The sequence below is a fragment of the Kitasatospora sp. NPDC092286 genome (genome assembly GCF_044755565.1).
GTDB lineage: Bacteria > Actinomycetota > Actinomycetes > Streptomycetales > Streptomycetaceae > Kitasatospora.
The window spans coordinates 43534-56553 of the sequence record NZ_JBIVRD010000021.1 but is presented as its reverse complement, the minus strand read 5'-3'; the positions used below and the strand labels follow the sequence as shown (position 1 = coordinate 56553).

Genomic DNA, 13020 nt, shown 5'->3' with positions numbered 1-13020 from the left:
CAACGCCGCAGGCGGCGGCCGTCCCGAGGGCTCGGGGCGGCCGCCGCCTGCGGTCGTGCGCGTGGGGAAGGGCGTCAGTCCTGGACGGCCTTCTTCAGCTGGTCGACCCGGTCGGTCCGCTCCCAGGTGAAGTCCGGCAGCTCACGGCCGAAGTGGCCGTACGCCGCGGTCTGCGCGTAGATCGGGCGCAGCAGGTCCAGGTCGCGGATGATCGCGGCCGGACGCAGGTCGAAGACGTCGGTGACGGCCTTCTGGATGGTGAGGACCGGGACGGTCTCGGTGCCGAAGGTCTCGACGAAGAGGCCGACCGGCTCGGCCTTGCCGATGGCGTAGGCGACCTGGACCTCGGCGCGGCGGGCGAGGCCGGCGGCGACGATGTTCTTGGCGACCCAGCGCATGGCGTAGGCGGCCGAGCGGTCGACCTTGGACGGGTCCTTGCCGGAGAAGGCACCGCCACCGTGGCGGGCGTAGCCGCCGTAGGTGTCGATGATGATCTTGCGGCCGGTGAGGCCGGCGTCGCCCATCGGGCCGCCGATCTCGAAGCGGCCGGTCGGGTTGACCAGCAGGCGGTAGCCCTCGGTCACCAGCTTGATGCCCTGCTCGGCCAGCGCCTTCAGCTCCGGCTCCACGACGAACTCGCGGATGTCCGGGGTGAGCAGCGACTCCAGGTCGATGTCGCTCGCGTGCTGCGAGGAGACGACCACGGTGTCCAGGCGGACGGCGCGGTCGCCGTCGTACTCGATGGTGACCTGGGTCTTGCCGTCCGGGCGCAGGTACGGGATCGTCCCGTTCTTGCGGACCTCCGACAGGCGCTTGGACAGCCGGTGCGCCAGCGTGATCGGCAGCGGCATCAGCTCCGGCGTCTCGTCCGACGCGTAGCCGAACATCAGGCCCTGGTCACCCGCGCCCTGCTTGTCCAGGTCGTCGCCTTCGTCGCCGTGGGCGGACCCCTCGACCCGGGCCTCGTACGCGGTGTCGACGCCCTGCGCGATGTCGGGCGACTGGGCACCGATGGACACCGACACGCCACAGGAGGCGCCGTCGAAGCCCTTCTTGGAGCTGTCGTAACCGATCTCCAGGATCTTGTCCCGGACGAGCTGGGCGATCGGCGCGTACGCCTTGGTGGTCACCTCACCGGCCACGTGCACCTGGCCGGTGGTGATGAGCGTCTCCACGGCGACCCGGGACTTCGGGTCCTCACGAAGGAGAGCGTCAAGGATGGTGTCGCTGATCTGGTCAGCGATCTTGTCGGGGTGTCCCTCGGTCACGGATTCCGAGGTGAACAGGCGGCGAGACACAGCGCTCCCTGGGGTTGCAGCGGCTGCTGACTGAAGGCCCCCGGCGGACCGGGGACATCCGGAAAGACTTGATTCCTGGAGTGTAACGGTCGGCTACCGGCAACCGTCACTCCATTCCGGAAATCAAGACCGGACGATTGTCGGTTCAGATCACCGGGCGACCGGTTCCAGCCGCTTCGCGATCAGGTCCCAGACGACATCGGCGAGCGCCTCCTTGGGCCCCACCGGAACAACCGTCTCACTCCCGTCCGAGCCGAGCACCACGGCCTCGTTGACGTCCGTACCGAACGCCTTCCCGTTCCCCACCTCGTTGACCACCAGCAGGTCACAGCCCTTGCGTGCGAGCTTGGCGCGGCCGTTGGCGAGCACGTCGTCCGTCTCCGCCGCGAAACCCACGACCAGTTGACCCGAACGGGCACGGTGGGCCGACAGCTCCGCCAGGATGTCCGGGTTCCGGACGAGCGCGACCGGCGCCGGCTCGACCCCCTCGACCTTCTTGATCTTGCCGGTGGCGTACTCGGCGGGCCGGAAGTCGGCCACCGCGGCGGCCATGACCACGGCGTCCGCGTCCGCCGCCGCCTTCAGCGCGGCGTCCCGGAGCTCCAGCGCGGTCGAGACATGCACCACATCCACCCCCGCCGGATCGGCCGGCTCGGCATTGGCCGAGATCAATGTCACGCGGGCGCCCCGCGCCGCGGCGGTCGCGGCGAGCGCGTAGCCCTGCTTGCCGGAGGAGCGGTTGCCGAGGAAGCGCACCGGGTCCAGCGGCTCGCGCGTCCCGCCGGCCGACACCACCACGTGCCGGCCCGCCAGGTCACCCGACGGTGCGCCCCGGCGCAGCACGGCCCGGCAGGCGTCGAAGATCGCGGACGGCTCGGGCAGCCGCCCCTTGCCGGTGTCCTTGCCGGTGAGCCGCCCGACCGCGGGCTCCAGCACGATGACACCGCGGCGGCGCAGGGTGGCGACGTTCTCCCGGGTGGCCGGGTGCTCCCACATCTCGGTGTGCATGGCGGGCGCCAGCACCACCGGACAGCGGGCGGTGAGCAGGGTGTTGGTGAGCAGGTCGTCGGCCAGCCCGTGGGCCGCCCTGGCCATCAGGTCGGCGGTGGCCGGGGCGACCACGACCAGGTCGGCCTGCTGGCCGATCCGCACGTGCGGCACCTCGTGGACCTTGTCCCAGGTCTCGGTGGCGGCCGGCCGGCCGGAGAGCGCGGCCCAGGTGGCCTCGCCGACGAAGTGCAGCGCGGCGGCGGTGGGCACCACGGTGACCTGGTGGCCGGACTCGGCGAAACGGCGCAGCAGTTCACAGGCCTTGTAGGCGGCGATGCCGCCGCTGACGCCGAGAACCACCCGCGGGGCCTGGGTGCCCGTCCGGTCCGTACTCGCGTCCGTGCTCGCGCTCATGCTCCCGTTTCCTCCTCCGGCCTGGTCAGAACGTGCTCACCCTACGGCCCCGTGACGATCACCCGCACTGTGGCGGAACGCACAGCCGCGCACGCACGCCGTCCGCCCAACACCCGGCCCCGGACAGGCCGAAGGGCCCGGCGGAAACGATTCCGCCGGGCCCTTCGGGCAAGAGAACAGGCAACGACCGCTCAGCGGGTCTCCGCCTCGACCGCCTCCGCGGTGAGCATGCCGGCGTTGATCTCGCGCAGCGCGATCGACAGCGGCTTCTCGTGCACGTGGGTGTCGACCAGCGGGCCGACGTACTCCAGCAGGCCCTCACCGAGCTGCGAGTAGTAGGCGTTGATCTGACGCGCGCGCTTGGCGGCGTAGATCACGAGGCTGTACTTGGAGTCGGTGGCCTCAAGCAGCTCGTCGATCGGCGGGTTGATGATGCCCTCGGGCGCGGTCATGGAAGAGGACACGCGAAAACCTTCCGAAAGGTGGAAAAGACAGACAGGTCAGGCTACACCGAGCAAGGCTAGCAGTTCGGCCGCTACCTGCTCGACGGAGGTGTTGACAAGGGTTGTGTCGAACTCCGACTCCGCGGCCAGCTCGACCCTGGCGGCCTCCAGCCGCTTCTCGATCACGTCCTGCGACTCGGTGCCCCGGCCGGTCAGCCGGCGGACCAGCTCGTCCCAGCTCGGCGGAGCCAGGAACACGAGCTGGGCCTCGGGCATCGACTCGCGCACCTGACGGGCGCCCTGCAGGTCGATCTCCAGCAGGACCGGCTCGCCGCGGTCCAGCTTCTCCAGCACCGCCGAGCGCGGGGTGCCGTAGCGGTTGCCCGCGAACACCGCCCACTCCAGCAACTCGCCGTTGGCGATCAGCTTGTCGAACTCGTCGTTGTCGACGAAGTGGTACTGGACCCCGTCCTGCTCGCCGGGCCTCGGGTGGCGGGTCGTCGCCGACACCGAGAGCCAGACCTCGGGGTACTGCTTCCTCATATGAGCGACGACCGTGCTCTTGCCGACCCCCGAGGGGCCGGAGAGCACGGTCAGCCGCGGACGCTCACTCATGCACCGATTATCCCGGATCGCGGACGATGCCGGGACCACGGGGCACGGTCAGGCGGCACCCCCGCCGAACTCCCGCTCCAGGGAGGCGATCTGGTTCGTACCGAGGCCGCGGACGCGACGGCTCTCGCTGATGCCGAGACGTTCCATGATCTGCTTGGCACGGACCTTTCCGACGCCCGGAAGGGACTCCAGCAGTGCGGAGACCTTCATCTTGCCGATCACGTCGTTGTCGGCCTTGCCGGCCTTGATCACCTCGTGCAGGGAGGCGCCGGAGTGCTTGAGCCGGTTCTTGACCTCGGCGCGCTCCCGGCGAGCCTCGGCGGCCTTGGCGAGCGCGGCGGTGCGCTGTTCAGGGGTAAGGGGCGGAAGAGCCACGCCGTTCACCTCAGGGTGTGGAAGGAAGGGATTGAGCTATGACTGGTGGTTCCCAGGACACCGGCCACAGGGGAACCGTACGGCTCTGACCTGCGAGAGCAACGGGAATCGCCGCTCTTCGATGACCTATCGCCGGACACTACCCGGATTGCGGCGCCGCGTCAGGAAAAGAACACGAAAAGTCCTGGTCAGCCAAGGCCGACCAGGACTTTCCGGGGCAAAATGACCGCGATTGCGGACCTTTGGCGGCACCGATGTGACGGCGCTCACGTCAAGTCGTCGGGCGTCACACCACCCGTCCGTGCCGTCGCAGCGCGCTACCGGCGCACCGCGAGGCCGTCCCACGCGACGCCGGCGGACCGGGCGGAGCCGAACCCGCCGCCGCCGCGCGCTACTTCGGCGCCCTACTTCACCGCGTCCGCGTACTCGCCGACGAAGCGCTCCGCCGCCGCCCGCAGGGCCGGCACCGACGGTCCGTGCCGGAGCACGTCCCGGCTGACGCTCGGCACCACGTTGCGCACCGAGGCGCCGAACACCCGCGGCAGATCCGCCATGGTCGCGCCCTGGGCGCCGATCCCGGGGGCCAGCAGCGGGCCGTTGATCGCCAGGTCCACGCCCGCGTCCGCCAGGGTCGCCCCGACCACCGCGCCGAACGAGCCCAGCGGCTCGGCACCGGCGTTCTCGGCGGCCAGCTGCCGCAGCACCGAGGCGGCCACCGAGGTGCCGTCCGCGCCGGTCGCGCGCTGCACCTCGGCACCCTCCGGGTTGGAGGTGAGCGCCAGCGCGAAGACGCCGGCGCCGTTCGCGGCCGCCAGGTCGAGCGCCGGGCGCAGCGAGCCGAAGCCCAGGTAGGGGCTGACGGTGACGGCGTCCGAGAAGAGCGGGCTGGTGGGCGCCAGGAAGGCCTCGGCGTACGCGGCCATGGTGGAGCCGATGTCACCGCGCTTGGCGTCCATCAGGACCAGCGCACCGGCCGCGCGGGCCTCCTCCACGGACTTCTCCAGGACCGCGACGCCCCGGCTGCCGAAGCGCTCGAAGAAGGCGGCCTGCGGCTTGAGCACGGCCACCCGGTCGGCCAGCGCCTCGACCACGGTGCGGCTGAAGGTCTCCAGGCCGGCGATGTCGTCGCCGAGCCCCCAGGCGGCGAGCAGGGAGGCGTGCGGGTCGATGCCGACGCAGAGCTGGCCGCGGGTGTCGAGGGCGTGGCGCAGGCGGGCGCCGAACGGGGCGAGGGTCATGACGTCCTTTCCGGAACGTTCGTGAGTTCGTGAGAGGGGGTCAGGAGGCCTTGGCGCTGCCGACGGCGGCGGCCAGGTCGCGGAAGCCGCCGGCCCGGACGCGGGCGGAGAGGCCCTTGTGGATGCGGCGGCACCAGAACGGACCCTCGTAGATGAAGGCGCTGTAGCCCTGGACCAGGTCGGCCCCGTGGATGATGCGCTGCCAGGCGTCCTCGGCGGTCTCGATGCCGCCGACCGAGACCAGCGTCAGCCGGCCCTCGGTCCGGGCGCGCAGGCGCTGCAGCACCTCCAGGGCGCGGGCCTTGAGCGGGGCGCCGGACAGGCCGCCCATGCCGATCTCCTCGATCCGGGCGGCGCTCTCGCGCAGGCCCTCGCGGCCGATGGTGGTGTTGGTGGCGATGATGCCGTCCAGGCCGAGCTCCAGGGCGAGGTCGGCGACCGCGTCGACGTCCTCGTCGGCCAGGTCGGGGGCGATCTTCACCAGCAGCGGCACATGGTGCGGGGTGGTGCGGTCCGCGGCCTCGCGGACGGCGGACAGCAGCGGGCCGAGGTGGGAGACGGCCTGGAGGTTGCGCAGCCCGGGGGTGTTCGGCGAGCTGACGTTGACCACCAGGTAGTCGGCGTACTTGGCGAGGCGCTCGGTGCTCTTGACGTAGTCGGCGATCGCGTCGGCCTCCTCGACCACCTTGGTCTTGCCGATGTTGATGCCGACCACGGGGGTGGAGCTGGTGTGCGGGCGGGCCGCGAGGCGGGCGGCGACCCGGGCCGAGCCCTGGTTGTTGAAGCCCATCCGGTTGATCAGCGCGCGGTCCTCGACCAGGCGGAAGAGCCGGGGCGCCGGGTTGCCGGGCTGGGGCTCGCCGGTGATGGTGCCGATCTCGACGTAGTCGAAGCCGAGCATCGACAGGCCGTCGATGCCGACGCCGTTCTTGTCGAAGCCGGCCGCCAGACCGAACGGGCCGGGCAGGTCGAGGCCGAGGGCGGTGGTGTGCAGGGCCCGGTCGCGCGGGGCGAGCACCAGGCGCACCAGGGTGCGCAGGCCGGGCACGGAGGAGGCCAGCCGGATCCAGAAGAAGGCGAGGTGGTGGGCCTTCTCGGGGTCCATCTTCTTGAAGACGAGATCGAACAGCAGCTTGTACATGGCAGCTCCCAACAGGAGGCGCGGGCGCGACGGGCGACGGCGGGCGCGGCGGACGGCGACGGACGAGGGGCGGGCATGGCAGTGGGGGGCACCAGGCGGTTCGGTGCCCCCCACTGCGGTGGTGCTACTTGGCGCGGCCGGCGTTGATCAGCTCGGCGTGCTCCTGGAGCGACATCACCCCGACCTCGTCGCGCAGCAGCGCGTCGATGCCCTGGACGGCGGCGCCCATGGCCTGGACGGTGGTCAGGCAGGGCACGGCGCGGGCGATGGCCGCGGTGCGGATCTCGTAGCCGTCGAGGCGGCCACCGGTGCCGTACGGCGTGTTGATGATGAGGTCGACCGCACCCTCGTGGATCAGCTGGACGATCGTCTTCTCGCCGTTCGGGCCCTCGCCCTCGCTGTGCTTGCGCACCACGGTGGCGGGGATGCCGCCGCGCTGCAGCACCTCGGCGGTGCCGGCGGTGGCGAGCAGCTCGAAGCCGAGGCCGACCAGCGCGCGGGCCGGGAAGACCAGGTTGCGCTTGTCGCGGTTGGCGACGGAGACGAAGACCTTGCCCTTGGTCGGGAGCGCGCCGTAGGCGCCGGCCTGCGACTTGGCGTACGCCGTGCCGAAGACCTTGTCGATGCCCATGACCTCGCCGGTGGAGCGCATCTCCGGGCCGAGCACGGTGTCCACGCCGCGGCCGTGGACGTCGCGGAAGCGGCTCCACGGCATCACGGCCTCCTTGACGGAGATCGGGCAGTCGGCCGGCAGGGTGCCGCCGTCGCCCTCGGCCGGGAGCAGGCCCTCGGCGCGCAGCTGGGCGATGGTGGCGCCGAGCGAGATCCGGGCGGCGGCCTTGGCCAGCGGCACGGCCGTGGCCTTGGAGGTGAACGGCACGGTGCGGGAGGCGCGCGGGTTGGCCTCCAGCACGTAGAGGATGTCGCCGGAGAGGGCGAACTGGATGTTGATCAGACCGCGCACACCGACGCCGCGGGCGATCCCCTCGGTGGAGGCGCGCAGCCGCTTGATGTCGTAGCCGCCGAGGGTGATCGGGGGCAGGGCGCAGGCGGAGTCGCCGGAGTGGATGCCGGCCTCCTCGATGTGCTCCATGACGCCGCCGAGGTAGAGCTCGGTGCCGTCGTAGAGCGCGTCGACGTCGATCTCCACCGCGTCGTCGAGGAAGCGGTCGATCAGGACGGGGTGCTCGGAGATCAGGCCGGCGTGCCGCTCCAGGTAGGAGGCGAGCGAGGCCTCGTCGTAGACGATCTCCATGCCGCGGCCGCCGAGCACGTAGGACGGGCGGGCCAGGACCGGGTAGCCGATCTCGTCGGCGATCGACTTGGCCTCGTCGAAGGAGAAGGCGGTGCCGTGCTTGGGGGCCGGCAGGCCGGCGTCGCGCAGCACCCGGCCGAAGGCGCCGCGCTCCTCGGCGAGGTCGATCGCCTCGGGCTGGGTGCCGACGATCGGGACGCCGTTCTCCTTGAGCGCCTGGGCCAGGCCGAGCGGGGTCTGGCCGCCGAGCTGGACGATGACGCCGGCCAGCGGTCCGGCCTGCTGCTCGGCGTGGACGATCTCCAGCACGTCCTCCAGGGTGAGCGGCTCGAAGTAGAGCCGGTCGGAGGTGTCGTAGTCGGTGGAGACGGTCTCCGGGTTGCAGTTGACCATCACGGTCTCGTACCCGGCGTCGGCCAGCGCGAACGAGGCGTGGACGCAGGAGTAGTCGAACTCGATGCCCTGGCCGATGCGGTTGGGGCCGGAGCCGAGGATGATCACGGCGGGCTTGGTGCGCGGGGCGACCTCGTTCTCCTCGTCGTAGGACGAGTAGAAGTACGGGGTCCTGGCGGCGAACTCGGCGGCGCAGGTGTCGACGGTCTTGAACACCGGGCGGATGCCGAGGGCGTGCCGGACCTCGCGGACCACGTCCGGCTTGAGGCCGCGGATCTCGCCGATCTGCTGGTCGGAGAAGCCGTGCCGCTTGGCGTGGCGCAGCAGCTCGGGGGTGAGCTCGCCCGCCCCGGCCAGCTCGGCGGCGATCTCGTCGAGCAGGAAGAGCTGGTCGACGAACCACGGGTCGATCCTGGTGGCCTCGAACACCTCCTCCTGGGTGGCGCCGGCCCGGATGGCCTCCATGACGGTGTTGATCCGGCCGTCGGTCGGCACGACGGACTTCTCCAGCAGCGCGGCCTTGTCCCCGACCGGGCCGGTCCAGGTGAACTGGGAGCCCTTCTTCTCCAGCGAGCGCAGCGCCTTGTTGAGCGCCTCGGGGAAGTTGCGGCCCATGGCCATGGCCTCGCCGACGGACTTCATGGTGGTGGTCAGCGTGGCGTCGGCGCTCGGGAACTTCTCGAACGCGAACCGCGGGACCTTGACCACGACGTAGTCGAGGGCCGGCTCGAAGGAGGCCGGGGTCTGCTCGGTAATGTCGTTGGGGATCTCGTCCAGGGTGTAGCCGACGGCGAGCTTCGCGGCGATCTTGGCGATCGGGAAGCCGGTGGCCTTGGACGCCAGCGCGGAGGAGCGGGAGACGCGCGGGTTCATCTCGATGACGATGACCCGGCCGTCGTCCGGGTTGACGGCGAACTGGATGTTGCAGCCGCCGGTGTCGACGCCGACCTCGCGGATGACGGCGATGCCGATGTCGCGCAGGATCTGGTACTCGCGGTCGGTCAGCGTCATCGCCGGGGCGACGGTGATCGAGTCACCGGTGTGCACGCCCATCGGGTCGAAGTTCTCGATCGAGCAGACGACCACGACGTTGTCGTTCTTGTCGCGCATCAGCTCGAGCTCGTACTCCTTCCAGCCGAGGATGGACTCCTCCAGGAGCACCTCGGTGGTCGGCGAGAGGGTCAGGCCCTGGCCGGCGATGCGGCGCAGGTCCTCCTCGTTGTGGGCGAAGCCGGAGCCGGCGCCGCCCATGGTGAAGGAGGGCCGGACGACGACCGGGTAGCCGCCGAGGGTGTCGACCCCGGCCAGCACGTCGTCCATGGTGTGGCAGATGACCGAGCGGGCGGACTCGCCGTGGCCGATCTTGGCGTTGACGGCCTCGACGACGCCCTTGAAGAGCTCGCGGTCCTCACCCTTGTTGATCGCCACGACGTCGGCGCCGATCAGCTCGACGCCGTACTTCTCCAGCGTGCCGGCGGAGTGCAGGGAGATCGCGGTGTTGAGCGCGGTCTGCCCGCCGAGGGTGGGGAGCAGCGCGTCGGGGCGCTCCTTGGCGATGATCTTCTCGACGAACTCCGGGGTGATCGGCTCGACGTAGGTGGCGTCGGCGATCTCCGGGTCGGTCATGATCGTGGCCGGGTTGGAGTTGACCAGGATGACCCGCAGGCCCTCGGCCTTGAGCACCCGGCAGGCCTGCGTGCCCGAGTAGTCGAACTCGGCGGCCTGGCCGATCACGATCGGGCCGGACCCGATGACCAGGACGGACTTGATGTCAGTGCGCTTAGGCACGCTGGCCCTCCATGAGCTTCACGCTGTTGTCGTCGCCTCGCATGAGCTCGACGAACCGGTCGAAGAGGTAGGCCGCGTCGTGCGGGCCGGCCGCCGCTTCGGGGTGGTACTGCACGCTGAAGGCGGGCACGTCGAGCGCCTGGAGGCCCTCGACCACGTCGTCGTTGAGGCAGACGTGGGAGACCTCGACCCGGCCGTACGGGGTGTCGCTCACCTTGTCCAGCGGTGCGTTCACGGCGAAGCCGTGGTTGTGCGCGGTGACCTCGACCTTGCCGGTGGTGCGGTCCTGCACCGGCTGGTTGATGCCGCGGTGGCCGTACTTGAGCTTGTAGGTGCCGAAGCCCAGCGCGCGGCCGAGGATCTGGTTGCCGAAGCAGATGCCGAAGAACGGGGTCCTGCGCTCCAGCACCCCCTGCGCGACGGCGACCTGGTGGTCGGCGGTGGCCGGGTCGCCCGGGCCGTTGGAGAAGAACACGCCGTCCGGGTTGACGGCGTAGATGTCCTCGATGGTCGAGTTGGCCGGCAGCACGTGCACCTCGATGCCGCGCTCGGCCATCCGCTGCGGGGTCATCGCCTTGATGCCGAGGTCCAGCGCGGCCACGGTGAACTTCTTCTCACCGATGGCGGGCACCACGTACGGCTCGGTGGTGGCGACCTCGGCGCACAGGTCGGCGCCCTTCATCTCGGGCGCCTGCTGCACCTTGGCCAGCAGGGTGGTGTCGTCCTCCAGCGCCGTGCCGGAGAAGATTCCGCAGCGCATGGCGCCGCGCTCGCGCAGGTGGCGGGTGAGCGCCCGGGTGTCGATGCCGCTGATGCCGACGACGCCCTGGTTGTGCAGTTCCTCGTCCAGCGAGCGGCGCGAGCGCCAGTTGGACGGGACGCGGGCGGGGTCGCGCACGACGTAGCCGGCGACCCAGATCTGCCTGGACTCGTCGTCCTCGTCGTTCCAGCCGGTGTTGCCGATCTGCGGGGCGGTCATCACGACCACCTGGCGGTGGTACGACGGGTCGGTCAGGGTCTCCTGGTAACCGGACATGCCGGTGTTGAAGACCGCCTCGCCGAAGGTCTCGCCGAGGGCGCCGTAGGCCTGGCCGCGGAAGGTCCGGCCGTCCTCCAGGACGAGCACGGCGGGGACTCGTTCCCGCCGTTGGCGCTGCGTGGTGGGGGCAGGTGCGGTCATGTGGCGGCCTCTTCCGTCTTCGTCTTCGTACGTGTTGCGATGCGAGCGATCGCCTCGACCCAGGCGGCGTGCTCGTCGGGGTGGTCGGCCCGGAAGCCGGAGTCCAGTGCGGTGCCGTCGAGCGTCCAGGTGACGACGAGCAGTCCGGACGGGACGACCTTGCCGGCGATCCCGGAGTCCGTCCGGGCCCCGGTCAGGTTGGCGGCCGGGATCCAGAGGTCGACGTCACCGGGCCGCCGGACCAGCAGCCCGTCCTCGCCGAGGGTCAGGTCGGCGCGGCTGCGGGTGCCCAGGCCGTGCGCGACGACCCGGTCCAGCCAGTTCCCGGCGGTGGTGGTGCCGTGGTACCGGCCGCTGGTCTCCAGGATGGTCCGGCCCGCGCCGGCCGGCACGGCGGGCAGTGCGGGGAGGCCGGACTGGAGCGTGCGGCGCCAGTTCCAGCCCTGGCGCATCAGCCAGTAGACCAGGCCGATCACGATCAGCAGGCCGACGGCCCAGCCGATGTACCCGGGCCAGTTGGTGACCTTGGCCTGCTCCTGGGCGAGCGGGGCGAAGGGGGTCACGCCAGCCCGCCCTGCACGGCCAGCTCGCCGGCCAGCACGGTGGCGGTGCCCCGCAGGAAGGTGGCGTGCACCCGTCCGGGCAGGTCCAGGCCCCGGTAGGGGGTGTTGCGGCTGCGGGTGGCGAAGCTGTCGGGGTTCACGGCACCACGGTACGCGGGATCGAACAGCACCAGGTTGGCCGGTTCACCGACCGAGACCGGACGCCCGTGTCCGGTGAGACGGCCGATCCGGGCCGGGCGGTGCGACATCCGGTCGGCGACGCCCTCCCAGTTCAGCAGGCCGGTGTCGACCATGGTCTGCTGGACGACCGACAGCGCGGTCTCCAGGCCGACCATGCCCATCGCGGCGACGGCCCACTCGCAGTCCTTGTCCTCGGCCGGGTGCGGCGCGTGGTCGGTGGCGACGGCGTCGATGGTGCCGTCCGCGAGCGCCTTGCGCAGCGCCTGCACGTCGGCCTCGGTGCGCAGCGGCGGGTTCACCTTGTAGACCGGGTCGTAGGAGCGGACCAGCTCATCGGTGAGCAGCAGGTGGTGCGGGGTGACCTCGGCGGTGACGTCCCAGCCCTTGGCCTTGGCCCAGCGGATGATCTCCACCGAGCCCGCCGTGGAGACGTGGCAGACGTGCAGGCGGGAGCCGACGTGCGCGGCGAGCAGCACGTCGCGGGCGATGATCGCCTCCTCGGCGACGGCCGGCCAGCCGCCGAGCCCGAGCTCGCCGGAGACCTGGCCCTCGTTCATCTGGGCGCCCTCGGTGAGCCGCGGCTCCTGGGCGTGCTGGGCGACGACCCCGTCGAAGGCCTTCACGTACTCCAGGGCGCGGCGCATGATCACCGCGTCGTCCACGCACTTGCCGTCGTCGGAGAAGACCCGCACGCCCGCGGCGGAGTCGTGCATCGCGCCCAGCTCGGCGAGCTTCTTGCCCTCCAGGCCGACGGTGACGGCGCCGACCGGCTGCACGTCGCAGTAGCCGGACTCCTGGCCGAGCCGCCAGACCTGCTCGACCACGCCGGCGGTGTCGGCCACCGGGAAGGTGTTGGCCATCGCGTGCACGGCGGTGAAGCCGCCCTTGGCGGCGGCCTGGGTGCCGGTGAGGACGGTCTCGGCGTCCTCCCGGCCGGGCTCGCGCAGGTGGGTGTGCAGGTCGACCAGGCCGGGCAGCGCGATCAGGCCGGTGGCGTCGATCTCGATGTCCGCCTCGACGGCGAGGGCGGTGCCGATCTCGCGGACGACGCCGTCGGCGAGGTAGAGGTCCTGCGGGGCGCCGCCGAGGATCTGGGCGTTGCGGATCAGGTAGGTGACCATGCTGTCGGTTCGCTCGCTTCGCTCGT

General features: G+C 71.2%; 11 protein-coding genes. All 11 read right to left on the bottom strand.

Going from position 1 to position 13020, the window contains the following annotated elements; genetic code table 11:
- Positions 1 to 74 precede the first annotated feature (74 nt).
- The 11 genes from metK to ACIQIB_RS21885 all read right to left on the bottom strand — a co-directional run bounded on the left by metK (position 75) and on the right by ACIQIB_RS21885 (position 12994).
- Positions 75 to 1298, bottom strand: a complete 1224-nt coding sequence (metK, locus tag ACIQIB_RS21935) for a methionine adenosyltransferase (RefSeq protein WP_363610438.1) — start codon at positions 1296 to 1298, stop codon at positions 75 to 77.
- A 150-nt stretch (positions 1299 to 1448) separates the two neighbouring features.
- Positions 1449 to 2702 (bottom strand): bifunctional phosphopantothenoylcysteine decarboxylase/phosphopantothenate--cysteine ligase CoaBC, encoded by a 1254-nt coding sequence (coaBC, locus tag ACIQIB_RS21930; RefSeq protein WP_363610440.1) that lies wholly within the window; start codon positions 2700 to 2702, stop codon positions 1449 to 1451.
- Between the two features lie 191 nt (positions 2703 to 2893).
- Entirely contained in the window at positions 2894 to 3166 is a 273-nt protein-coding gene (gene rpoZ, locus ACIQIB_RS21925; RefSeq protein ID WP_363610442.1) for a DNA-directed RNA polymerase subunit omega, read from the bottom strand.
- A gap of 36 nt (positions 3167 to 3202) precedes the next feature.
- A complete protein-coding gene (gene gmk, locus ACIQIB_RS21920) occupies positions 3203 to 3760 on the bottom strand; it encodes a guanylate kinase (protein ID WP_363610444.1) in 558 nt (185 codons plus the stop codon).
- Positions 3761 to 3808: 48 nt separating this feature from the next.
- The gene (mihF, locus tag ACIQIB_RS21915) at positions 3809 to 4135 is read right to left on the bottom strand and encodes an integration host factor, actinobacterial type (protein ID WP_030056187.1); all 327 of its coding nucleotides are present in this window, start codon (positions 4133 to 4135) and stop codon (positions 3809 to 3811) included.
- Between the two features lie 404 nt (positions 4136 to 4539).
- Entirely contained in the window at positions 4540 to 5373 is an 834-nt protein-coding gene (pyrF, locus tag ACIQIB_RS21910; RefSeq protein ID WP_363610446.1) for an orotidine-5'-phosphate decarboxylase, read from the bottom strand.
- A gap of 40 nt (positions 5374 to 5413) precedes the next feature.
- A complete protein-coding gene (locus ACIQIB_RS21905; RefSeq protein WP_363610448.1) occupies positions 5414 to 6514 on the bottom strand; it encodes a quinone-dependent dihydroorotate dehydrogenase in 1101 nt (366 codons plus the stop codon).
- A 124-nt stretch (positions 6515 to 6638) separates the two neighbouring features.
- Positions 6639 to 9950: a carbamoyl-phosphate synthase large subunit gene (gene carB, locus ACIQIB_RS21900; protein WP_400759870.1), complete on the bottom strand. Its 3312-nt coding sequence runs from the start codon at positions 9948 to 9950 to the stop codon at positions 6639 to 6641.
- Positions 9943 to 11130, bottom strand: coding sequence for a glutamine-hydrolyzing carbamoyl-phosphate synthase small subunit (gene carA, locus ACIQIB_RS21895; protein ID WP_363610452.1), 1188 nt, complete (start codon positions 11128 to 11130; stop codon positions 9943 to 9945). The genes carB and carA overlap by 8 nt, the downstream gene beginning before the upstream one ends.
- A complete protein-coding gene (locus ACIQIB_RS21890) occupies positions 11127 to 11693 on the bottom strand; it encodes a hypothetical protein (protein WP_363610454.1) in 567 nt (188 codons plus the stop codon). Before ACIQIB_RS21890 ends, carA begins: the two co-directional genes overlap by 4 nt.
- The gene (locus tag ACIQIB_RS21885) at positions 11690 to 12994 is read right to left on the bottom strand and encodes a dihydroorotase (protein WP_400759999.1); all 1305 of its coding nucleotides are present in this window, start codon (positions 12992 to 12994) and stop codon (positions 11690 to 11692) included. The genes ACIQIB_RS21890 and ACIQIB_RS21885 overlap by 4 nt, the downstream gene beginning before the upstream one ends.
- Between the last annotated feature and the right edge of the window lie 26 nt (positions 12995 to 13020).